Annotated in this window: 13 protein-coding genes and 2 tRNA genes; 7 read left to right on the plus strand and 8 right to left on the minus strand. The window is 64.8% G+C overall.

The window, feature by feature from the left end:
• Positions 1-315: 315 nt before the first annotated feature.
• Together mprF and BTO02_RS33850 are read left to right on the plus strand one after the other, a co-directional pair.
• The gene (gene mprF / locus BTO02_RS12175) at positions 316-2,931 is read left to right on the plus strand and encodes a bifunctional lysylphosphatidylglycerol flippase/synthetase MprF (RefSeq protein WP_075157254.1); all 2,616 of its coding nucleotides are present in this window, start codon (positions 316-318) and stop codon (positions 2,929-2,931) included.
• A complete protein-coding gene (locus BTO02_RS33850) occupies positions 2,928-4,370 on the plus strand; it encodes an AcvB/VirJ family lysyl-phosphatidylglycerol hydrolase (RefSeq protein ID WP_083615098.1) in 1,443 nt (480 codons plus the stop codon). Before mprF ends, BTO02_RS33850 begins: the two co-directional genes overlap by 4 nt.
• 123 nt (positions 4,371-4,493) lie before the next feature.
• Here the strand turns inward: BTO02_RS33850 and purL are convergent, their stop codons facing one another.
• The gene (purL, locus tag BTO02_RS12190) at positions 4,494-8,630 is read right to left on the minus strand and encodes a phosphoribosylformylglycinamidine synthase (RefSeq protein WP_075157255.1); all 4,137 of its coding nucleotides are present in this window, start codon (positions 8,628-8,630) and stop codon (positions 4,494-4,496) included.
• A 457-nt stretch (positions 8,631-9,087) separates the two neighbouring features.
• Between purL and BTO02_RS12195 the strand changes: the two genes are divergently transcribed.
• Both BTO02_RS12195 and BTO02_RS12200 read left to right on the plus strand, forming a co-directional pair.
• Positions 9,088-10,389 carry an FAD-dependent oxidoreductase gene (locus BTO02_RS12195; RefSeq protein WP_075157256.1) on the plus strand — a complete coding sequence of 434 codons (1,302 nt, stop codon included), beginning with the start codon at positions 9,088-9,090 and terminating at the stop codon, positions 10,387-10,389.
• 279 nt (positions 10,390-10,668) lie between these two features.
• Positions 10,669-12,306 (plus strand): NAD(P)H-hydrate dehydratase, encoded by a 1,638-nt coding sequence (locus BTO02_RS12200; RefSeq protein ID WP_075158816.1) that lies wholly within the window; start codon positions 10,669-10,671, stop codon positions 12,304-12,306.
• Between the two features lie 28 nt (positions 12,307-12,334).
• Here the strand turns inward: BTO02_RS12200 and BTO02_RS12205 are convergent, their stop codons facing one another.
• Complete coding sequence (locus BTO02_RS12205; RefSeq protein ID WP_075157257.1) at positions 12,335-13,195, minus strand: CPBP family intramembrane glutamic endopeptidase; 861 nt, start codon at positions 13,193-13,195, stop codon at positions 12,335-12,337.
• 406 nt (positions 13,196-13,601) lie between these two features.
• On the opposite strand from BTO02_RS12205, the gene pgi reads away from it, so the two are divergent.
• Positions 13,602-15,224: a glucose-6-phosphate isomerase gene (gene pgi, locus BTO02_RS12210; RefSeq protein ID WP_075157258.1), complete on the plus strand. Its 1,623-nt coding sequence runs from the start codon at positions 13,602-13,604 to the stop codon at positions 15,222-15,224.
• An 83-nt stretch (positions 15,225-15,307) separates the two neighbouring features.
• On the opposite strand, the gene BTO02_RS12215 is transcribed toward pgi, so the two are convergent.
• Positions 15,308-15,994 carry an ABC transporter ATP-binding protein gene (locus tag BTO02_RS12215; RefSeq protein WP_075157259.1) on the minus strand — a complete coding sequence of 229 codons (687 nt, stop codon included), beginning with the start codon at positions 15,992-15,994 and terminating at the stop codon, positions 15,308-15,310.
• Between BTO02_RS12215 and BTO02_RS12220 the strand changes: the two genes are divergently transcribed.
• Together BTO02_RS12220 and BTO02_RS12225 are read left to right on the plus strand one after the other, a co-directional pair.
• On the plus strand, positions 15,993-16,778 hold the full coding sequence (locus BTO02_RS12220; protein WP_232243349.1) for an arylesterase: 786 nt from the start codon (positions 15,993-15,995) through the stop codon (positions 16,776-16,778). The two genes, BTO02_RS12215 and BTO02_RS12220, sit on opposite strands and share 2 nt — an antisense overlap.
• Before the next feature lie 117 nt (positions 16,779-16,895).
• Complete coding sequence (locus BTO02_RS12225; RefSeq protein ID WP_075157260.1) at positions 16,896-17,237, plus strand: hypothetical protein; 342 nt, start codon at positions 16,896-16,898, stop codon at positions 17,235-17,237.
• A 153-nt stretch (positions 17,238-17,390) separates the two neighbouring features.
• On the opposite strand, the gene BTO02_RS12230 is transcribed toward BTO02_RS12225, so the two are convergent.
• The 5 genes from BTO02_RS12230 to lon all read right to left on the minus strand — a co-directional run bounded on the left by BTO02_RS12230 (position 17,391) and on the right by lon (position 22,936).
• A complete protein-coding gene (locus BTO02_RS12230; protein ID WP_075157261.1) occupies positions 17,391-19,328 on the minus strand; it encodes a SurA N-terminal domain-containing protein in 1,938 nt (645 codons plus the stop codon).
• A 149-nt stretch (positions 19,329-19,477) separates the two neighbouring features.
• Positions 19,478-19,554 (minus strand) — tRNA-Asp (locus BTO02_RS12235).
• 54 nt (positions 19,555-19,608) lie between these two features.
• Positions 19,609-19,684, minus strand: a tRNA-Val gene (locus BTO02_RS12240).
• A gap of 184 nt (positions 19,685-19,868) precedes the next feature.
• Positions 19,869-20,141, minus strand: a complete 273-nt coding sequence (locus BTO02_RS12245) for an HU family DNA-binding protein (protein WP_075157262.1) — start codon at positions 20,139-20,141, stop codon at positions 19,869-19,871.
• Between the two features lie 371 nt (positions 20,142-20,512).
• On the minus strand, positions 20,513-22,936 hold the full coding sequence (gene lon / locus BTO02_RS12250; protein ID WP_075157263.1) for an endopeptidase La: 2,424 nt from the start codon (positions 22,934-22,936) through the stop codon (positions 20,513-20,515).
• Positions 22,937-23,022: the final 86 nt, after the last annotated feature.

A 23,022-nucleotide genomic window follows, 5' to 3' on the forward strand; every position in this document is an offset into this window, starting at 1 on the left:
GCAGCATGGGGGTTTTGCTTTTTGGGCGCGCCGATTCGCGCGGGCTTACGATTTTCAAACAGATCCAGACAATTTTCTAAAGCCGGTCAACCAGCCGGCCGTTATAGCCGTTTGCTTCCTTTACTCACTATTTGCACAACGGTATCGGTGCAGAGCCGCGCCACGCAATGCCTGGCGGCACATAGGGCGGTCGGCTCGCACCGTCGATCATAAAAACGACATCAAAGGATTCGCCGCGCGCCGCGGCAACCATGCCTCGAAATTCGGGTCTTCGAGGGTGCGGCGCAGCAACGCGGGTCCCCATGCTCCGAACCCATGCATGACACAGACTTATCCAGCCTGCACCGCGTTCTCGCGCGCGTAAGGCGCCTGCCCGGCGTGCAGCATTGGCGCCAATGCCTCGTTCCGGCCATCGCGTTCGGCGTCTGCGCGCTTCTGCTCGTCGTCTTCCAGCATCTGTCGCAAGCGGTCGACTACCGTTCGGTCGTCGCCCGGCTCTGCCATCTGTCGGCCACCGAATGGGCCGGCGCGCTCGGCGCGACCGCGGCGAGCTACGTCGCGCTGGTCGCGCGCGACGCGGTCGGGCTGCGCTACGCCGGCGCAAAGGTGCCGCGCGCGCCGTTGTGGGTCGGCGCGACGGTCGGCTCGGCGCTTGGCAACGCCACCGGTTTCGGCGCGCTGACGGGCGGCGCGGTGCGCTGCCGCGTGTACGGCGTGGCCGGCGTTACGCCTGTGCAGGTCGGCCAGATGACGGTGTTGACGAGCATCACGCTGGCGCTCGCCCTCGCGCTGATGACGGCGGCCGGCATGGTCGCGGATGCGTCGACGCTCGCGCGCATGACGGGGCTCGCGCCCGGCATGCTGCGCATGATCGGCTGCGCGCTGCTCGCCGGATTCGCGGTCCTGATCGCGGCGTGCGGCCCGAGCGCAAGGCGCGTGCAGTTTTCGACGCGCATCGCGATCGCGTTCACGGTGCCGGCGCGCCGCGATCTGGTCGAGGAACTCGCGCTCGCGGTGCTCGACGTCGTGGCGGCCGGCCTCGCGCTGTGGACGCTCTTGCCGCACGCGGGCGCGCAGGTGGGCTTCATCCAGTTCGTGACCGTTTACGCGGCCGCGATGCTGCTCGGCATGATCGGACACACGCCGGGCGGCGTCGGCGTATTCGAAGCGGCGATGGTCTATGCCTTGGGCTCGCGCGTGCCGACCTCGCAGATGCTCGCGGCGCTGCTCGCGTACCGCGCGATCTACTTTGGCGTGCCGCTCGTACTGTCCGCGGGCGTGCTCGCGGTGTTCGAGGGACACGCACAGAAAAAGGCGCTCGCCTCCGAACTCGCGCAGCGTGGCGCGCACAGCGTGTCGCAGCTCGCACCGCTGTTTCTGGCGATCTGCACGTTCGTGGTCGGCAGCATGCTCGTCATTTCCGGCGCGACGCCCGCGTTCGCGAAGCGCATTGCGATCCTGCAGACGGTCTTGCCGCTCTGGGTGCTCGAAAGCTCGCAGATGCTCGCGAGTCTGTTCGGCGTGCTGCTGCTGTTCGTCGCGCGCGGCCTGTTGCGGCGGCTCGACGCCGCCTGGTGGCTCGCGCTGATCGTCGCCGCGCTGAACCTCGCGCTGTCGCTGGCGAAAGGACTGGCATTCGTCGAAACGGGCGTGCTGTGCGTGCTGATTGCGCTATTGATGGCGACGCGCACGCGCTTCAACCGTCATTCGTCGCTGTTCACCGAGCGCTTTACGCCAGGATGGCTTGCCTCGGTCGGCATCGTGATCGCGCTGGCGGTGTGGGTGCTGTTCTTCGCGTTTCGCGACGTCGAGTACTCGCGGCACCTGTGGTGGCAGTTTGCGTTCGACGAGCGCGCGCCGCGGGCGCTGCGCGCGACGCTCGCCGCGGGCCTGTTCGCCGCGGCGCTCGCGTGCTGGCAGTTGCTGCGGCCCGCCGCCGGCCGCTTCGAAAAGCCCGCCGAAGCAGACCTCGTCGAAGCAGCGGGCGTGGTGCGCGCGCAGGAGCGCAGCGATGCGGTGCTCGCGATGATGGGCGACAAGAGCTTCCTTTTTTCCGAGTCGCGCAACGCCTTCCTCATGTACGCGAAACGCGGCCGTACATGGGCTGCGCTGCACGATCCGGTCGGGCCGCGCAGCGAATGGCCCGCGCTGATCCAGCGTTTTGTCGCGCTCGCGCATGCGCATGGCGGCCGCGCCGCGTTCTATCAGGTACGCGCCGATGCATTGCCGCTTTATCTCGACGCGGGCCTCACGCTGATGAAGCTCGGCGAAGAAGCGCATATCGCGTTGCCCGCCTTCGAACTCAAAGGCTCGCATCGCGCGCATCTGCGCTATGCATTGAAGCGCGGCGAACGCGACGGCTTTTCGACCGACATGATCGAACCGGCTTGCGTGCCCGACGCGCTGCCCGTGCTGCGCGAGATTTCGGATGCATGGCTCGAAAGCCGCGTCGCGCGTGAAAAGAGCTTTTCGGTGGCCGCTTTCACGGCCGGTTACCTCGCGGCGCAGTCGGTCATGCTGTTGCGCCAGCACGGCAAGCCGCTCGCGTTCGTCACGTTCATGACCACCGACCTCAATACCGAAGCAACGGTCGGCGTGATGCGCCATCTGCCCGGCGCTTCGCCTTATGCAATGGAATATCTGTTCACGCAGCTCGCGCTGCATCTGAAAAGCGCGGGCTTCCGCTCGCTGAGTCTCGGCGTCGCGCCGCTGTCGGGCATGCGGCCGACTCCGCTGGCGTCGCCGTTGCATCGCGGCGCGGCGCTCGCGTGGCGCTTCGGCGGCTGGTTCTACAACTTCCGCGGGCTGCGCAGCTTCAAGGACAAGTTCCAGCCGCGCTGGGAGCCGCGTTATCTGGCGGCGTCGGGGTCGATGAGCGTGTTTTTGACGCTTGCGGATCTTTCGCGGCTGGCGGGAGGGGCAAGGTCATGAGGGGTGTTGGCTTGAAGCGTGTGAAGTTGAAATCGGCGGCCTATGCCGCGTGTGCTGCGCTTGGCGCATCGATCGCATTTGCGCCGCTCGGACCGCTGGTTCGCGCCGCGCGCGCCGACACGACGGTCACGACCGTCGCGGGAGGCCGTTACGGCAACGTCGCCGTGACCAAACCTGCCGGCGACATGCGCGGCTTTGTCGTGCTGTTTTCGGATGCGGGCGGCTGGACCGCGTCCGATCAGCAGACAGCCGATGCGCTTGCACACGAGGGGGCGTTTGTCGTCGGCGTCGATACGGCGCGCTATGCAGCCAGACTCGCCGCGCAGAAACAGGAAAGTTGCCACAAGCTGTATAGCGACGCCGAGGAAATCGGACATCAGCTCGAGCGCCAGGTGCAATCGAGCCGCTATTTCTCGCCGATCATGGCAGGTACCGGCGAAGGCGCGCTGCTCGCCGAGCGCACGCTCGCGCAAGCTCCGGCCAATACGATTGCGGGTGCGGTTTCGCTCGATGCGGGCGGCGCGCTCGATCGGCGCTTTGCGCCGTGCCCCGCCGATCCGACTCTGAGTCGCGGCACGGGACTGCCTGGGTTTCTCGCGCAAGGCGTGACGGCCGCGGAGCCCGGCAACGCCGGTCGCAACGGCGCCGGCGCAGCGTCGGTTCCGGCTGCGGTTGCCGTTGCGCAGCCGAACAACGCGAAGTCCGTGCGCCGCACATTCGCGCCGAGCATCACGAAGGCCGCGCGCCTCACCGCGCTGGCCGAACCGTATTTGCGCACCGACGACACGACGCACGAAGAAGATGTGTCGGACCTGCCGCTGATCGAACTGCCTGCCGCGCATCCTTCGGACATGCTCGCCGTCGTGATCTCGGGGGACGGCGGCTGGCGCGATCTCGACAAGACGATCGCCGAGTCGCTGCAACGGCAAGGCGTGTCGGTCGTCGGCTGGGATGCGCTGCGTTATTTCTGGAGCGAAAAGACGCCCGCGCAGACGAGTCGCGATCTCGCCCGCGTGCTGAAGACTTACGGCGCACGCTGGCACGCAAGCCAGATTGCGCTTGTCGGTTATTCGTTCGGTGCGGATGTGATGCCGTTCGCGTACAACCGGTTACCCGACGCGCTGCGCGCCAAGGTGTCGTTCGTGTCGCTGCTCGGTTTTGCACCCGATGCCGATTTCCAGATTCGCGTGACCGGGTGGCTCGGCATGCCCGCTAGCGACAAGGCGCTGCCGGTCAAGCCCGAACTCGCGAAAATGCCGCCGGCGATCATCGAGTGCGTGTATGGCGAGGGAGAGAAGGATACGTTGTGCCCGTTGCTATCGAAGACCGGCATCGAGCTCGTGCGTACCGAGGGTGATCATCATTTTGGCGGACACTATGATGAACTCGCGAAGCACATCGTGCAGAGCTGGAAGAAGCAGATCGCAGCGCGGCAGTAACGCTGCACGGTAGCCGCGCGCCCGTGGTGAAACGCGTGCGCTGCCCGGTGATCTGCCGGTAACTTGCCACTTGCCGCTGATTGGGCGCGCCCGAATTTACCTCGGGCGCCCCCGTCACCCTGATTATCCGAGCCACTTCCGCGCGTTCTGAAACACGCGCATCCACGGGCTGCCGTCCGTCTTCGCCGCTGCCCATTGCGGCGGCGCCCAGCTCATCTGCACCGTCCGGTGCACGCGCTCCGTGTGCGGCATCAGCACCGTAAAGCGGCCGTCGGGCGTCGTCACCGAGGTAATGCCGTTCGGCGACCCATTCGGATTGAACGGATACCGCTCCGTCGCTTGACCGCGATGGTCGACGAAACGCATCGCAACTGCGACGCGCGACGCATCGCCTTGCTGCGAAAAGTCCGCGAACCCTTCGCCGTGCGCCACGGCCACCGGAATGCGCGAGCCTTCCATGCCGGCAAAGAAAATCGACGGCGACGCCTGCACTTCGACGAGCGACGTCCGCGCTTCGAATTTCTCCGACTTGTTGCGCGTAAACTTCGGCCACGCCTCGGCGCCGGGGATCATCGACGCCAGGCTGCTCATCATCTGGCAGCCGTTGCAGATGCCGAGCGCGAACGTGTCCTTGCGAGCGAAGAACGCGGCGAACATATCGGCCAGTTGCGCATTGAAGCGGATCGTCTTGGCCCAGCCCTCGCCTGCGCCGAGCACGTCGCCATACGAGAAGCCGCCGCATGCGACGGCGCCCGCGAAGTCCGCGAGCGAGGCGCGCCCCGCGAGCAGATCGCTCATATGCACGTCGTACGCATCGAAGCCCGCGCGGTCGAACGCGTACGCGGTTTCGAGATGCGAGTTGACGCCCTGCTCGCGCAGAATCGCGACGCGCGGCCGCGCGTTTTTGCCGATGTTTGCCGCAATGAACGGCGCGGCAACGTCTTCCGTATGGTCGAAGCTCAGTTGCGGCGCGAGGCCAGGATCGGCTGCGTCGAGCAACGCGTCGTACTCGGCGTCCGCGCATGCGGGGTTGTCGCGCAGCCGCGAGATGCGCCAGCTCACCTCGCTCCAGGCGCGCTGCAATTCGACGCGCGGCGCTTCGTAGATCTTCTTCGCGTCGCGATAGATTTCGATCGCGTCGTTGGCGTTCGGCTTGCCGATCACATGCGCGCACGCGGACAGGCCAAATTCGCGCAGCGTCGCGAGCACCGCATCGCGCTCGCCGGCGCGCACCTGTACGACCGCGCCCAGTTCTTCGCTAAAGAGCGCGCGCAGCGTGCGGTCGTCGCGGCGGCCGCTCGTCTGCTTCGCCCAGTCTTTGGCGTCGCCATAGTCGAACTCGTGGTTTGGATCGAGCGTCAGCATATCGACGTTCAGCGACACGCCGACGTGTCCCGCAAACGCCATTTCGCAGACCGTCGCCCACAGGCCGCCGTCCGAACGGTCGTGGTACGCAAGCAGCTTGCCCTCGCCATTGAGCGTCTGGATCGCTTCGAAGAAATGCTTGAGGTCTTCCGCGCTATCGACGTCGGGCACCGTGTCGCCGACCTGCTGCGTGACCTGCGCGAGAATGCTGCCGCCCATGCGGTTCTTGCCGCGGCCGAGGTCGATCGCGATCAGCACGGTGTCGAGCGCCTGGCCCGCATCGTCGGTGCGGCGCAGTTGCGGCGTCAGATGCTTGCGCACGTCGTCGACGGGCGCAAACGCCGAGATGATCAGCGAGACGGGCGCGACGACTTCCTTGGCCACGCCGTTCCCGTTTCCGCTTTGTTCGACCCATTTCGTGCGCATCGACAGCGAATCCTTGCCGACCGGAATGCCGATGCCAAGCGCCGGGCACAGTTCCATGCCGATCGCCTTCACCGTGTCGTAGAGCGCCGCGTCTTCGCCGGGGCTGCCGCACGCAGCCATCCAGTTCGCCGAGAGCTTCAGCTTGTCGAGCGACGCGATCGGCGCCGACGCGATATTGGTTACCGCTTCGCCGACCGCCATGCGGCCCGACGCCGGCGCATCGATCACGGCAAGCGGCGTGCGCTCGGCCATCGTCATCGCTTCGCCGTGGAAGCCCGCGTAGTCCATCGTCGTGATCGCACAGTCGGCTACCGGCACCTGCCATGGGCCGACCATCTGGTCGCGCACCGTCGCGCCGCCGACCGAGCGGTCGCCGATCGTGATCAGAAACGATTTGCTGCCGACCGTCGGATGACGCAGCACGCTCGTCGCAACGTCGTTCAGCGACACATGCGTGAGGTCCACCGCCGGCAGCGCGACCGATTCGCGCCTGACGTCGCGATGCATACGCGGCGCCTTGCCGAGCAGCACTTCCATCGGCATATCGACGGGCTCGTGCGTACTCGTTTCGCGCGGCTGCGCGTCTGCGTCGGTCAGCTTCAGCTGACGTTGCGCCGTCGCCGCGCCGACCACCGCGAACGGGCAACGCTCGCGCTCGCAGATCGCTTCGAACTTCGCGAGGTCCGCCGGCGCGATGGCGAGAACATAGCGTTCCTGCGCTTCGTTCGACCAGATCTCGCGCGGCGACAAACCGCTCTCTTCGAGCGGCACCTTGCGCAGCTCGAAATGCGCGCCCTTGTTCGCGCCATCGACGAGTTCCGGGAACGCGTTCGACAGGCCGCCCGCGCCGACGTCGTGAATGCTCAGAATCGGGTTGCGCTCGCCCATCTGCCAGCACGCGTTGATCACTTCCTGCGCGCGCCGTTCGATTTCGGGATTGCCGCGCTGGACCGAGTCGAAGTCGAGTTCCGCGGTGTTCGTGCCGGTCGCCATCGAGCTCGCGGCGCCGCCGCCCATGCCGATGCGCATGCCGGGGCCGCCCAGTTGAATCAGCAGCGATCCTTCGGGCAGGTCATGCTTGTGCGTGTGCGCATCGGAGATATTGCCGATGCCGCCCGCGATCATGATCGGCTTGTGATAACCGCGCACGCGTCCCGCGACGTTCTGCTCGTACGTGCGGAAGTAGCCGCCGAGATTCGGGCGGCCGAATTCGTTGTTGAACGCGGCGCCGCCAAGCGGCCCGTCGATCATGATCTGCAGCGGCGAGGCGATGCGGTCCGGACGCCCGTACGGGCCATGCGGGTCGGCGCCGTTGCGGTGATCGACCGGCTGCGTGGCGTCGCGATCGTTTTCCCATGGCTCGCGCGCATCGGGCAGTTCGAGACTGGACACCGTGAAGCCTGTGAGACCGGCCTTGGGCCGCGCGCCGCGGCCGGTCGCACCTTCGTCGCGAATCTCGCCGCCCGCGCCGGTCGCCGCCCCCGGGAACGGCGAGATCGCGGTCGGGTGGTTGTGCGTCTCGACCTTCATCAGCGTGTGCGTGAGCTCGACGTGACGGCCGTAGTGTTCGGCCAGCGCGCCGTCCTGCTGCGCGGGACGCGGGAACCAGCGCTCGGCCGGCGCGCCCTGCATGATCGCCGAGTTGTCCGAATACGCGACGATCGTGCCCTGCGGATTGAGCTTTTCGGTATTGCGGATCATCGCGAACAGCGACATGTCCTGCGCTTGTCCGTCGATCGTCCATTGCGCGTTGAAAATCTTGTGGCGGCAGTGCTCGCTGTTCGCCTGCGCGAACATCATCAGCTCGACGTCGGTCGGATTGCGCCCGAGCTTCGTGAAGGCGTCGACGAGATAGTCGATTTCGTCGTCGGCGAGCGCGAGGCCCAGTTCGGTATTCGCGCGTTCGAGCGCCTTGCGGCCCCCGCCCACCTCGCCGAGGATATCGACCGTCAGCAGCGGTTTGGCCGGCAGTTCGTCGAACAGATGCATCGCATGGTCGCGCGACGGCGCGACGCTCTCGGTCATGCGGTCGTGCAGCGCCGCGGCGACGGCCTCGCGCGCGCTGTCGGAGAGGCTTTTCCTGCCGCCGAGCAGCCCGCCTTTGAGCACCACCGTGTATTCGATGCCGCGCTCGATGCGCCGCACCTGCGTGAGCCCGCAGTGGTGCGCGATATCGGTGGCCTTGCTCGCCCACGGCGACACGGTGCCGAAGCGCGGCACGACGAGGAAGGTTTCGACCGCGCCGGTGTCCTTGTGGCTGCCCGCTTCGAACGGATCGCCATAGTGCATCAGCGCGTCGATCTTCGCGCTGTCTTCGCCCGAAAGCGGCGTGTGCGCGTTGACGAAGTGCAGATACTGACCGCGCACGCCGACGATATGGGCGTCGATGCGCGTAAGCGTGTCGAGCAGACGGGTTTGACGGAAATCAGAGAGGGCCGAAGCGCCGGGAAAACACGAGAAGTGGGCCATGGACTTGACGGTGCTTGACTGTACGCCGGGTGGCCCCTTGGGTTGCCGAGAAAGGTGCCGATCCGCGTTGGTACCTGTTGGTACCTTTGGTACCTGGTGATACCGGTGGTACCTGGTTGAACCTGGAGGTTTCCTGCGGGTTCCAGGTCGTTCCAGGTGCATACGCGGATCGCGCATCCGAGGCGCCCGTCGGGGCGAAGAGAAGTCCGAGATTATAACCCGGAAGCGCGCCTGAACCGGGCCTTCGCCGCAACCGGCCGGCTCGCCCGCCTACCCGTCATGCATCGCCGCGCTGCGCTGCTCGTGCGACCGCCCCGCATTGGCTGCTATCATGCGGCCTTTCATCAGACGGGCGCGGTACTGCACACCACTGCGGCAAACCAATGCGGCAAGCCACTGCGCAAGCCGCCGCGCCGCATCGGCCATCGGGGCTCCCGCCGGCAATACGAAACACAATATGGATGTCATTGTCATCGGCGGCGGGATCGTGGGCGTCGCCACCGCCTATCAGTTGCGCGCGGCCGGTCACCGGGTCTGCGTGGTCGAGCGGCACGCGACCGTCGCGCAAGGCGCCACGTACGGCCACGGCGGCACCGTGCTGCCCACTTCGCTCGACGTCTGGTTCGGCCCCACCTTCATGCCGCACCGGCAGGCCGCGAAGAACGGGATCATCCGCAAAACCGGCTTTAACGGCGCGGCTCGCGACTTCGTCAAGCGCCTTGCCGCCTTGCAGACGCCCGACGCTTTCTCGCAGCAATACGCGCGGCTGCGGCCGCTGATCGAATCGGCCCGCGATGCGCTGGCCGATATCGAAGCGCGCTTCGGCCTCGATTTCGAGCAGTCGAACGGCCAGTTGTATCTCGTGCGCGCGCAGCAGGAGTGGGAGCAGATCAAGCCGGCGCTCGAATTGCTGCGCCAGTTCGAAGTGCCGCATCATGTGCTGACGCCGGGCGAATGCGTCGCGCTCGAGCATTCGGTGCCGGCCGATCCGCCGTTCGCGGGCGGCGTGCTGTTTCGCGACGAACGCACGGCGAACTGCCCGCTCTTCGCGAAGCTCGTCAAGCAGACGCTCGATACGCAAGGCGGCGTGCAGTTCCAGTTCGGCCGCGAAGTCACCGCGATTCGTCTCGACAGCCAGCGCGCGGCGGTCGAACTGGCGCCGCGGCCGGGCGACCCCGTCAGTTCGCGCGAAGTCGACGTGATCGGCGCCGATGCGATCGTCGTCGCGGCCGGTGTCGGCAGCTTGCCGCTGCTCGATCGCGTGGGCCTGCAGTTGCCGCTGCACCCGTTGCGGCTGCACAACCTCGTCGCGCCGATCGCGCGCGAAGAATTCGCGCCCCATATGACGGTCATCGATGCGGTCAAGCGCATCACGATCACGCGCAGCAATCACCGGTTGCGCATTGCGGGCGGCGCGGTGCTGCAAAGCGCGCGCGACACCGACAAGCCGCTTGGCGAACCGCTGACCAAAGAAGCACTCGCGCTGCTCGGCCAGGCGACCCACGACTGGGTGCCCGGCGCCGCGCGCATCTCGCAGGCGCTGCCGTGGGAAGGCATCAAGCTGCTGTCGCCCGACGGCTTGCCGGTGACCGGCAACGCGCTGCATCCGCGGCTTTTCGTCAATCTCGGCCATGGTCCGGTTGGCTGGGGGCTCGCGTGCGGGTCGGGCAAGCTGCTCGCGGACCTGATCTCGGGCCGTGCGTCCGATTTGCCGCAGGAGACCGTGGCAGCGCTCGCGCCGGAGCGGTTCAGGCACTGAGCCGCGCTGGCCGCTGGTCGCTCGTCCCTGGTCGCCCGTCGGCGGTGGACGCCAGCGGGCTTCGCCGGTTGGACTCGCCCGCGCTGGTGGCACGGTTACGCACATTGCCACTAACATCGAGGTAATCGCGCCCGCGGCGCGGGTCTTTCGGCGTGCCGCGGTCTGCGCCTCCTCCACCCGTACGCGCTTCCGAACGCCGCCATGACCGCTGCCAAGTCCTCCGCGTCCTCGTCTGCCGCTTCTGCGTCGTCATCCGCGCAGTCCGCCGCGGCCGCGCCGATGCTCGTCAATCCGCATGACCGGCCGCTACCGCTTTACACCGTCGCCGAACTGCGCGCACTCGAAACGCAGGCCGCCGCGGCATTGCCGCCGCATACGCTGATGGCGCGTGCCGGCGCCGCGGCCGCGCGCTTTCTGATCGAACAGATCGCGCACGACGGCTCCGTCGACGGTGCGCATCCCGTGCTGCTGATCGCGGGGCCGGGCAACAACGGCGGCGATGCGCTCGTCGTCGCGGCCGAATTGCAGCGCGCGGGCGTCGCCGTCGAGGTCTGCATGCCGGTGGAAGTGAAACCCGACGATGCGCGCTGGGCGCTCGGCGAAGCGCGTGCCGCAGGCGTGACGATCACGGCGACGGCGCCCGCGTCGCTCGACGGCTTCGGCTGGATCGTCGACGGCATGTTCGGCATCGGCCTTGCGCGGCCGCTCGAAGGCGTGTTCGCCGAGCTGGCGCAGCGGCTCGCGGCGCGCGCGTCGAGTACGCCGGCCGATGCGGCGCAGTGGCCGCATGCCGCCTCGCCTGCCTCGCCTGCCTCGCCTGTCATGCCGGCATCGCCCGCGGCGCATGGACGCGTGCTCGCGCTCGATGTGCCAAGCGGTCTCGATAGCGATACCGGCAACGTCGTCGACGGCGGCGTCGCGGTCCGCGCGACATGCACGGTCACGTTCATCGGCGCGAAGCCGGGCCTCTTCATGGGCGCGGGGCGCGATCTCGCGGGCGCGGTAAGCGTGGCGCCGCTCGAACTCGACTCAAACCGCGCGCATCACCGGGCCGGCGCGCAACTGAACGCGCCGGCACTGTTCGCCGCGCATTTTCCGCCGCGCGATTTTGCCACCCACAAAGGCACGTTCGGCAGCCTCGCGGTGGTCGGCGGCGATACGGGCATGTGCGGTGCGCCGATTCTCGCGGCGCGCGCCGCGCTTTATACCGGTGCCGGCAAGGTCCATGTCGCGTTGCTCGGCGCCGGCGGTCCGGCCTACGATCCGCCTCATCCCGAACTGATGCTGCATGCGATCGACGACCTGCCGCTCGACAGCATGGATGCGCTATCGATCGGCTGCGGCATGGGCCATGGCGAGCGGGCGACGCGCGTGCTGCACGACGTCTTGCCGCTCGATCTGCCGAAGCTCTTCGATGCCGACGCGCTGAATCTGCTCGCCCGCGATGCGTCGCTCGCGGCGGCGCTCGAGGCGCGCGGCTCGCGCGACAACGACCCGGCGATTCTTACACCGCATCCGCTCGAAGCCGCGCGCCTGCTCGGCATCGACGCGCCGGCCGTGCAGCGCGACCGGCTCGCCGCGGCGCGCGCGCTGACGCGCCGCTTTGCGAGCGTCGTGGTGCTGAAAGGGACCGGCACGGTCGTCGCGGCGCCGGACGGCCGCCTCGCGATCAATCCGACCGGCAATGCGGCGCTCGCGACGGGCGGCACCGGCGATGTGCTCGGCGGGATCATCGGCGCGCTGCTCGCGCAGGGCTTGCCGCGATACGAAGCGGCGCTCGCGGGCGTCTATCTGCATGGGCTCGCCGCGGATGCGCTCACAGCGCGCGGCGACGGTCCCGCCGGATGCACCGCGGGCGAACTCGCGCCGATGGTGCGCAAACTGCTGAACCGCCTGTTCTATCCCGCGCAGGGTTAGACGGCCCTGCCCAACCAGGCATGCAGCATCACACCGCATGCATGCGCGGCTGCAGCATCGGATACGTGAACAGCAGAAAGTGCGTCGCGTTGAGCGCGAAGTGCGCGAGCACCGCCGCGCGCAGTCCGCCGAAGCGGTAGGCAAGCCCATAGCCTAGCCCCGCGACCGCGCCGAACACGACCCACAGCCATCCGCCTCCCGGCAAATGCATGAGGCCGAACAGCACGGATGCGACGACGAGCGCGATCGTCTTGCCGAGCGGACGGCCGTCGAAGAGCCGCATCATGCCGCCTTGCAGATAGCCGCGAAAGAACGCTTCCTCGACGACCGACACGAGCAGCAGGTTGTTGACGAGAAAAAGCAAGGCATCGGCCGGCCACTTCGGCTCCCAGACGATGAGCCGCATCGCGAACGCGGTGCCGATGCAGACGAGCGCCGTCAAGAGCCACCCGCCGATGCCTGCGGCGAGCGCAAGCGTCGCATTCTGCGGCCCGCGTATCCAGCGAAACGTCAGCAGCAGCCAGAACGCCACGAGCGGCTTGTCGAGATTCAGATACATCGTGAACGGCAGCGCGTCGGCGGTAAAGCGCTCCGCATGAATCACGCGCGGATTATGAAAGCCCGGCACCCAATGCAGGATCAGCGCGACACCGATCACGATGAAAACTGCATGCGCAACGCGGCGCACGGCCGGCGGACGCGGCGGCAGCACCGCATAGGCAAGCACGAGCAGCACGACAATGGCGGCGAGCGCCGCGGCGCCGAGCATCCCTGATACGAACGCTGCACCGTAACCGACCACGAGCAGCGCCACGCCGATCGCGCGCCGCTCGATCAGCCACGTCGCGGGCACCGCAAGGAAAATCGCGACCCAGGACAAGACAAACATCGAATCCCCGCAAAAAATGCGCTCGCGCGCGGCCGGCAAGCGCCTCGCATCGTTCCGGCGGATGGCCGGTGCATGGCTGACCCGATCGCTGCCAGCTCGTGGCGCTGAGCGAATGGTATGAATAAAACGGTCAAGCGCGACGATACCGTATCGTTGCGTAACGCGCGCTGAACCCGGCATCCGCGCATCGGTGCGGCTAGGCCGGGCATTGAGCATTGGGCGTCGCGCTGCGCCTCGGGTCCGTCGATGTCCCGTTATCTGGGGCTCCAGCGCCCACGCTGAACAGCGCGATCGTGCGCCGCTATACTGAGTGACTGCATGCGTCGACGGCGCGCTGCCGCGATTCCCGGAACGCACCTGCCGGGCGCGCCGTCTCCCTTCGTGCCCCTTCGTTTGACGGACGGTTATGACCAAGATCACTTTTCCCGCCTGGACCTCACTGCAAGCGCATTACGAACAGATTCGCGATGCACGGATGCGTGACTGGTTCAAACCCGAGAACGACCCTGCCCCGACCCGCGCTGAACGCTTCACGTACTCGGGCGGCGGCATCGCAGCCGACTTTTCGAAGAACCGCATCACGGACGACACGCTGAAGCTGCTGGTCCAGCTCGCGCGCGAAGCAGGCGTCGAGAAGCGCCGCGACGCGATGTTCGCGGGCGAGATCGTCAATCCGACCGAGCACCGCGCGGTGCTGCACACGGCCTTGCGCGCAAGCGACCCGAACGCGCCGTTCAACGCGCAGGTCAAGGCCGAGCGCGCGAAGATGGCCGCGTTCGCGACACAGGTGCGCGACGGCAATTGGACCGGTTACACCGGCAAGCGCATTCGCCATATCGTCAATATCGGCATCGGCGGCTCCGACCTCGGGCCGAAGATGGTCGTGCATGCGTTGAAGCACATCGCGTCGCCCGATATCTCCGCGCATTTCGTGTCGAACGTCGACGGTGCGGATCTGTACCGCGTGATCGAGAACATCGATCCCGAAGAAACGCTCGCGATCGTCGTATCGAAAACGTTTACGACGCTCGAAACGATGACGAATGCGCGCTCCATGCGCGACTGGTTCCTGCAAAATGGCTGCCCGGAAAGCCAGCTCGCGAAGCATTTCGTCGGGGTGTCCGCGAACCCCGCCGAAGTCGTCAAGTTCGGCATCGCGAAAGAGAACGTGTTCGAGATGTGGGACTGGGTCGGCGGCCGCTATTCGCTGTGGTCCGCGGTGGGCCTGTCGATCATGATCGCGATCGGACCGAAGCATTTCGACGAACTGCTCGCCGGCGCGAATGAAATGGACCAGCATTTCCGCACCGCGCCGCTCGATCGCAACCTGCCCGTGCTGCTCGGCATGATCGGCATCTGGTATCGGAACTTCTTCGGTTCGCAGAGCTATCTCGTCGCGCCGTATTCGGAAGCGCTGCACTTCCTGCCGTCCTATCTGCAGCAGCTCGAGATGGAGAGCAACGGCAAACAGGCGCGCCTCGACGGCACGTTCGTCGACTATGCGACGTCGGCGGTGACATGGGGCGAACCCGGCACGAACGGCCAGCATGCGTTCTTCCAGATGCTGCACCAGGGCCCGACGATCGTGCCGATCGATTTCATCGCGATCCTGACGCCCGAGCATCCGCTTGCCGACCATCATCCGAAGCTGCTCGCGAACTGCTTTGCGCAAAGCGAGGCCATGATGCTCGGCCGCACCGAGGAAGAGGCGAAAAAGGTCGCGGGCCCGGACAAACCGCAGCTCGTGCCGCACATCATGTTCCCCGGCAACCGGCCGACCACGACGATCCTCGTCGACGCGCTGACCGCGCATTCGCTCGGCTCGCTGATCGCACTTTACGAGCACAAGGTGCTGACGCAGGGAACGGTGTGGAACATCAACTCGTTCGATCAGTGGGGCGTCGAGCTCGGCAAGATTCTCGGCAAGGTGGTCGAAGCCGATCTGACGGCGGCCAGCACCGATGCGGGCAAGCATGATTCGTCGACGTCCGCGTTGATTGCACGGGCGCGGGCGGCGTTGAAGAAGTAATTTGCCGGTTTCGATGGAAGACGCGGGCCTTCGATTCGAATGGCCCGCTTTTTGTTTTGCGTTCTGCTTTCTCTGGCGTCTCGCTAGACAAGCCGCCCCGCCTCGATCGTCACCGTCGTATCGCAGCGGCGCGCCAGCTCGATGTCATGCGTGACGAGCACGAGCGTCGCGCCGTTCGCGCGGTTCATCTCGAACATCAGGTCGATGACCGCGTGGCCGGTCGCCGCATCGAGGCTGCCGGTCGGTTCGTCGGCGAAGAGAATGGCCGGATGCGTGACGAATGCGCGCGCCAGCGCGACGCGCTGCTGTTCGCCGCCCGACAGCAGCTTCGGATAGTGGCGCATGCGCTCGCCGAGCCCGACCTGCGTGAGCAGCGCTCGCGCCCTCGCGACGATGTCGCGCGCGGCCATGCCGCCTTGCAGTTCGAGCGGCAGTGTGACGTTTTCGAGCGCTGTCAGATGCGGCATCAGCTGGAACGACTGGAACACGAAACCAACGGAGCCGCTGCGCAAGGCCGCACGCCCGTCTTCGTCGAGTTCGGATAACTCACGGCCAAGCAAACGAACCGACCCCGAGGTCGCGCTGTCCAATCCCGCGAGCAAGCCGAGCAGCGTGGACTTGCCCGACCCCGATGCACCCACGATCGCCACACGGCTGCTGGCTTCGATCGACAGATCGATGCTGTCGAGTATCGTCAGCTCGCCTGTTGCGTCCTTAACCTTCTTCGTCAAACCCCGCACTTCGATGACTGGATCGGATTTGTTTTGCATGTTGAAGCGTAGGTTGAAAGTGCATGCGCTTTGTCAGGCCGCGCTGATCGCCGCTCGTGTGACGCCTGTCGTGCTGGTCGCGAGCTTCGCGGCTCATGCCGATGCCGCTTCTGCTGCGACTACCGGTGCGACGACCGGTGCGACTCCCGCTGCATCAGCCACCGCATCTGCCAGATTTACACAGACCAATGCGCCCGCGAACAAGCCCACGGTTGCGGCCAGGCCGGTCATCGTCGTGCTCGGCGACAGTCTCTCCGCCGAGTACGGCCTGCCGCGCGATACGGGCTGGGTGCAACTGATGCGGCAGCGTCTCGCCGACCAGCGGCTCGATTATAGCGTTGCGAACGCAAGCATCAGCGGCGATACCACGAGCGGCGGCCGGGCGCGCTTGCCGGTGCTGCTCGAGCGGTTGAAGCCCGCTATCGTGATTGTCGAACTGGGCGCCAACGACGCACTGCGCGGTGTACCGCTTTCAACGACCAAAGACAATCTGCGTACGATCATCGAACAGTCGCAGCAGGCGCATGCGAAGGTCGTGCTGATCGGCATGTACGTTCCGCCTAATTACGGTCCCGACTACACACAAAAGTTCCACGGCATGTACGTCGCGTTGTCGAGCGAGTTTCATGTGCCGCTCGTGCCGTTTCTGCTCGCCGGCATCGAGAGCAAACCCGATATGTTTCAGGCCGATCAGATCCATCCGACTCAGCAGGCACAGCCCCTGCTACTCGACAACGTGTGGCCGGCCGTGAAACCGCTTCTTCGCACAACTTCGACGCGGTGAACAGCACGCTGACATCTTGTTTCCTAATATTGGGGAACGTGCCTGGATGAGGTCTATCCGACACTATCGCCGGCTCCGCAAACCGGTTCTTTTTTAAGCGACTATGAAGGAGATGACGTGAAACACTTACCTCTTATCGCTTTGACAGTGGCGATTTCCGCTTGTGCAGCCCAGCCGCCTGCAGGTGTGCAGTCAGTCGGCACGAGCCAGCAACCTCCCGCAGCCGTCGGCAAGTGCATTGCGCAGAAATGGGCCGACAAGTCGCAACAACAGGTCGTGACGCAGAACACGCTCGCATGGGATCGGGCCATGGACGTATATGCGCCTGGTCAGCAACCGCCCAGCGGCTCGGCCGCACTCGTGCGTCCGTCGTACCAAGGTTCGGGAACGTGGGTAGGTTTCCGCCCGGGTGCAAGCGGCGGCACGGCAGATACCAGCGATATCAGCGGCTGCCTGTAACCGTAACGCGCGTCGCGCGTATCGCCCGACGATTCGAAGAAGTACTAGAAGTACCCGAGGAAAAGAAAAAGCCCCGCAAATGCGGGGCTTTTTCTTGGGCGAGGCATGGACTCAGGAGACGCATGTGCGCATGCCTGTGTCCGCCGTCGAGCGTTATTCGCTGCTCGGCGACGTTTGCGCGCTATCGAGCGTGCCGTACAACTTGATCTTCGAACGCGCACGCAGTGCATCGAAATACGCCTGCATTTGCGCTTGCGCATCGACCTGCGCGATCTGCTGCTGCGCGGCCGCCAGATGCTGCGGATCCACCGCTGCCGGCGGCACGATCGAATTCACGCGATAGATCGCATAACCATCGCTGCCGAGATCGACCCCCACGTAGGCCGGCAATTTCTGCGCATCGACTTTGTAAATTGCGCTCAATGCAACCGGCGGCACGCCTTGCGGATCATTGCGCGACACCTTCAATGCCGACGAGAAACCCGCCGTCGATTTCGACTTCTGCAGATCGGCGAGCTTCGCTTCGCCGTCCTTCTGTGCGAGCTCAGCCGATTGTTGCGCAATCACCTTTTGTCGAACCGCATCCTTGATCTTGTCGAGCGACGGCACTTCGGCCGGCTTGAAGTCGGTCACGTGCGCGGAGATCAGCGTGCTGTTGCCCACGTCGATCGCCTGCGTGTTGTTGCGGTCCTTGACCGAGTCGCTCGCGAACACAGCTGCGAGGAACTTCGGATTGTTGAGCGGGCTGTCGGCCGGCAGCGCCGGATTCGGATGATCGGTGACGGTGGCCGTCTGAACCTGCAGCTTGTATTTGTCGGCTGCGGGCTTGAGGCTCTTCGCCTGTTCATAGACGATCGACGTGAAGCCCTCCGAATCGTCGCTGAACATCTTCGCGGCCTGCTGCGCCTGCACGTCCTTCTGAATGGCCTGCCTGACGTCGTCGAATGGTTTCGTGACGGCCGGCTTCACGTCGGTCACCTTGATGATGTGATAGCCGAAGTCGGTTTGCACGATGCCGCTGATCTCGTCCTTCTTGAGGCCGAACACCGCATCGTCGAAGGCCTTGCCGCCCGCGATCATGCCGCGCGTGAAGTAGCCGAGGTCGCCGCCCTTCGATGCCGAGCCCGGATCCTGCGATTCCTTCTGCGCGATCGCGGCGAACTGGTCGGGATGCGCCTTCACTTCGGCGAGAATCTGTTCGGCCTTCTGCTTCGCCTTGTCCTTGTCGGCTGCGCTCGCGTCCTTCGGCGCCGTGATCAGGATGTGGCTCGCGCGCACTTCGCCTTCGGTGCGGTAGTGCGCGATGTTGTCTTCGTAGTACTTCTTGAGGTCCGCGTCGGTCGGCTGCGTAGCGGCCGCGAGCGCAGCCGGCGACATCACGACGTATTCGATCGTCGCTGTGGCGGGCGTCTGGAACTCGCTCTCATGCGCGTCGTAGAACGACTGCAGTTGCGCGTCGGTCGGCTGCACTTTCGACGCGTAGTCCTGCGCGCGAAACGCGAGACCCTGCACTTCGCGCTGCTGCTCGGCGAGTTCGGTCAGACGCTGCGCGAGCGCCTTCGGCACGAAGGCCGTGCTCTGGATCGCCGCCGGCAACTGCTGCATGGCCATGCCGTAGCGGACCTGCTCCTGATACTGATCGGGCGTCAAGCCCTGCATCGCGAGCAACTGCTTGTAGCGATCGAGATCGATCGTGCCGTCAGGCTTTTTCAGCGATGCGATGACGGGGTCGTTCATCAGCGCACGGCGCAGCGCATCGTCGGAAACCGTCAAATGCAAGCGCTGCGTTTCATCGGCGAGCACGCGCTGCTGGATCATGCCGTCGAGCATCTCCTTGCGGCGCTCCGGCGTGTCGAACGCCTTCGAGTCGAACTGGTTGCCGAGCATCTGACGCGCGCGATCGAGTTGCATGCGCATCGAGTTGTCGTATTCGGCGCGGGTGATCTTGTGTCCGTTGACGCTTGCGACGTTCGCGCTCTCGTCAAAGAACCCGCGGAAGCCCTGGATGCCAACGAAGCCCAAGCCCGGCAGGATGACCAGCACGAGCATGAACATCATCAGACGTTGGTGATTGCGGAAAAAATCGAGCATGCTTTCAAGCGCGGAAACAGTCCAAAGGAAATCCCGTGGACAGGGTTGCAAGAACGGGGTGGCCGAAAAACGGAACGCCCGATAGTACAACAGCGGACAACAAAAAAGGCGAACCGGAGTTCGCCTCGCAGTTCGCCTTGCTAGGATGCTGGCGGAGTGGACGGGACTCGAACCCGCGACCCCCGGCGTGACAGGCCGGTATTCTAACCGACTGAACTACCACTCCTTGTTACCGACTGATTGCTCAGTGGGACTGCTCAATGCCTGCGACGACTGGAACTGGTGGGTGCTGAGAGGCTCGAACTCCCGACCTACGCCTTGTAAGGGCGCCGCTCTACCAACTGAGCTAAGCACCCGTTCCGTGATACGCGACGTGCGACTCATGTGCCATGTCTCATTTGCCATGACTCATTTGCCATGTATGTGCCACGTACCGCCGTTCGCTACTGGTTGCTATTGGTTTTCACCAACCGGTGTTAGCAGGACACGCTTGAAGGATTGCATCCTTCAGCAGCCTTTCACCCTCAACCAGAGAGCCAGCTAGTTTAACGCATCCTTCAGAGCTTTACCAGGCCTAAATTTCGGCACCTTGGCCGCCTTGATCTTGATGGCCGCGCCCGTACGCGGATTGCGACCCGTGCGCGCGGTGCGTTTGCCGACCGCGAAAGTGCCGAAGCCGACCAGCGTGACCGAGCCACCCTTTTTCAACGTGCCCTTGACGCCACCGATCATGGCATCGAGCGCGCGTCCTGCCGCCGCTTTCGAAATATCTGCTTGTTCGGCGATGTGGTCGATCAATTCCGTTTTATTCATTCCAACCCCCGAGAATGTTGTTGGCAATCGTTAATGCGCCTGTAATGCGCTCGCTTATAAAACGGCCCGGCAAATACGCCGGGCCGTTTATTAGAATGAGCCGAAACCGCCGTGTCAACCGGGGTTGCGCCCAATTCCTGGCGGTTTTTTACAGGGTTTTCGTGACAGATTTTTGCGACCCGGTCGATACGATCGCAACTGATCGCATCGGGCCTCGCGGAAGTGCAAACGTTTGACACCGGTGACTATGAAAACCAGTGCGCGGCTGTAAGCAGAAAATAAAAAACCCGCGGCATGAGCCGCGGGTTTGGCTTGAGGCTTTCGCTTACGTCAGCTTACGTCAGCTTCCATCTGCTCTAGCCAGCTTAGTCTTAGTGCTTGACGACCTCGCTGGCCGCGCCGGATTCCGTTGCCGCTTCACCCACAGGCGTAGCCGGCTTCGGTTCTTCCTCGGGCAGCGGCGCCGGCGTACGCTCGAGCGCGAGTTCGAGCACCTTGTCGATCCAGCGGACCGGCACGATTTCGATCGCGTTCTTCACGTTGTCCGGGATCTCGGTCAGATCCTTGACGTTCTCTTCCGGAATCAGCACGAGCTTGATGCCACCACGATGCGCCGCGAGCAGCTTTTCCTTGAGCCCGCCGATCGGCAGCACTTCGCCACGCAGCGTGATTTCACCCGTCATCGCGACATCGGCGCGCACCGGAATGCCGGTCAGCACCGACACGAGCGCCGTCGTCATCGCAATACCGGCGGACGGACCGTCCTTCGGCGTCGCGCCTTCGGGCACGTGGATGTGGATGTCCTGCTTGTCGAACGCCTCGTCCTTGATGCCAAGACGACGCGAACGCGAGCGCACCACCGAACGTGCCGCTTCGACCGACTCCTTCATCACGTCGCCGAGCGAACCCGTGCGGATCACGTTGCCCTTGCCCGGCATGACCGCCGCTTCGATCGTCAGCAGATCGCCGCCCACTTCGGTCCATGCAAGACCCGTGACCTGGCCGGTCTGGTTTTCCTTCGCGGCCAGACCGAAGTCGTACTTGCGCACGCCGAGGAACGTGTCGAGGTTGCCGCTATCGACGACGACCGCCCCGTCCGCTTTCTTCAGCAGCAACATCTTGACGACCTTGCGGCAGATCTTCGACACTTCGCGCTCGAGCGAACGCACGCCCGCTTCACGCGTGTAGTAGCGAATGATGTCGCGGATCGCGCCTTCGGTCACTTCGATCTCGCCAGTGCGCAGACCGTTGTTCTTCTTCTGCTTCGGCAACAGGTAACGTTGCGCAATGCTGACCTTCTCGTCTTCCGTGTAACCCGACAGACGGATCACTTCCATCCGGTCGAGCAACGGCGGCGGGATGTTCAGCGAGTTCGACGTCGCGACGAACATCACGTCCGACAGATCGAAGTCGACTTCGACGTAGTGATCGGCGAACGTGTGGTTCTGCTCGGGATCGAGCACTTCGAGCAGCGCCGACGACGGATCGCCGCGGAAATCCATGCCCATCTTGTCGACTTCGTCGAGCAGGAAGAGCGGATTGCGCACGCCGACCTTCGTCAGGCTCTGCAGGATCTTGCCCGGCATCGAGCCAATATACGTACGACGGTGGCCGCGAATCTCGGCTTCATCGCGCACGCCACCAAGCGCCATACGCACGAACTTGCGATTCGTTGCGCGCGCAATCGACTGCCCGAGCGATGTCTTGCCAACGCCCGGCGGCCCAACGAGGCACAGGATCGGCGCCTTCACCTTGTCCACGCGTTGCTGGACCGCGAGGTACTCGAGAATCCGTTCCTTCACCTTCTCGAGACCAAAGTGGTCTTCGTCGAGCACGCGCTCCGCATTCGACAGGTCATTGTTGACCTTGCTCTTCTTGCGCCACGGCAAGCCGATCAGCGTGTCGATATAGTTGCGCACCACGGTCGCTTCAGCGGACATCGGCGACATCAGCTTCAGCTTCTTGAGCTCGGCGTCAGCCTTCTTCTTGGCTTCCTTCGGCATGCGCGCGGCGGTGATGCGTTTCTCGAGTTCTTCGAGATCCGCGCCCTCTTCGCCTTCGCCCAGTTCCTTCTGGATCGCCTTGACCTGCTCGTTCAGGTAGTACTCGCGCTGGCTCTTTTCCATCTGACGCTTGACGCGCCCGCGGATGCGCTTTTCGACCTGCAAGATGTCGATTTCAGCTTCGAGCTGCGCGAGCAGATGCTCGAGGCGTTCGATGACCGGGAACATCTCGAGGATGTGCTGCTTCTGATCGAGCTTGAGCGGCAGGTGCGCGGCAATCGTATCGGCGAGACGGCCTGCTTCGTCGATGCCCGACAGCGATGTCAAGATTTCCGGCGGGATCTTCTTGTTCAGCTTCACGTACTGGTCGAACTGCGAGACGATCGCACGGCGCAGCGCTTCGGTCTCGGCGCTGTCCGCATGATCGGGCTCGAGCGGCATGACTTCGCACGAGAACTGCGTTTCCTGTTCTTCGATCGACAGCGTCTTGGCGCGCTGCAAACCTTCGACGAGCACCTTCACCGTGCCGTCGGGCAGCTTCAACATTTGCAGGATGTTCGCGACGCATCCTACTTCGTACATGTCCTTTTCGGTGGGTTCGTCCTTGGCCGCCGTTTTCTGGGCAACAAGCATGATGTGCTTGCCGCCTTCCATCGCCGCTTCGAGCGCTTTGATCGACTTAGGCCGCCCGACGAAGAGCGGAATCACCATGTGCGGAAAGACGACTACGTCTCGCAGCGGGAGCAGCGGGAGCGTGACGCGTTCCGGCGGGAGGAGTTGGGTTCCTGACATTTCATTTCCCCATGAGTGGAATCAGTTTCGTTCGGTAATTAAGGCCGCGAGAAAGGATTGCAAGCCTACGCGTGTGGAGAAAAGTT

The organism is Paraburkholderia sp. SOS3, from assembly GCF_001922345.1.
Classification (GTDB): Bacteria; Pseudomonadota; Gammaproteobacteria; order Burkholderiales; family Burkholderiaceae; genus Paraburkholderia.

Bases quoted from the DNA above. Each gene is read 5' to 3' on its own strand.
- mprF (WP_075157254.1), top strand. From the start codon at position 316: ATGCATGACACAGACTTATCCAGCCTGCACCGCGTTCTCGCGCGCGTA.
- BTO02_RS33850 (WP_083615098.1), top strand. From the start codon at position 2,928: ATGAGGGGTGTTGGCTTGAAGCGTGTGAAGTTGAAATCGGCGGCCTAT.
- purL (WP_075157255.1), bottom strand. From the start codon at position 8,630: ATGGCCCACTTCTCGTGTTTTCCCGGCGCTTCGGCCCTCTCTGATTTC.
- BTO02_RS12195 (WP_075157256.1), top strand. From the start codon at position 9,088: ATGGATGTCATTGTCATCGGCGGCGGGATCGTGGGCGTCGCCACCGCC.
- BTO02_RS12200 (WP_075158816.1), top strand. From the start codon at position 10,669: ATGCTCGTCAATCCGCATGACCGGCCGCTACCGCTTTACACCGTCGCC.
- BTO02_RS12205 (WP_075157257.1), bottom strand. From the start codon at position 13,195: ATGTTTGTCTTGTCCTGGGTCGCGATTTTCCTTGCGGTGCCCGCGACG.
- pgi (WP_075157258.1), top strand. From the start codon at position 13,602: ATGACCAAGATCACTTTTCCCGCCTGGACCTCACTGCAAGCGCATTAC.
- BTO02_RS12220 (WP_232243349.1), top strand. From the start codon at position 15,993: ATGTTGAAGCGTAGGTTGAAAGTGCATGCGCTTTGTCAGGCCGCGCTG.
- BTO02_RS12215 (WP_075157259.1), bottom strand. From the start codon at position 15,994: ATGCAAAACAAATCCGATCCAGTCATCGAAGTGCGGGGTTTGACGAAG.
- BTO02_RS12230 (WP_075157261.1), bottom strand. From the start codon at position 19,328: ATGCTCGATTTTTTCCGCAATCACCAACGTCTGATGATGTTCATGCTC.
- BTO02_RS12245 (WP_075157262.1), bottom strand. From the start codon at position 20,141: ATGAATAAAACGGAATTGATCGACCACATCGCCGAACAAGCAGATATT.
- lon (WP_075157263.1), bottom strand. From the start codon at position 22,936: ATGTCAGGAACCCAACTCCTCCCGCCGGAACGCGTCACGCTCCCGCTG.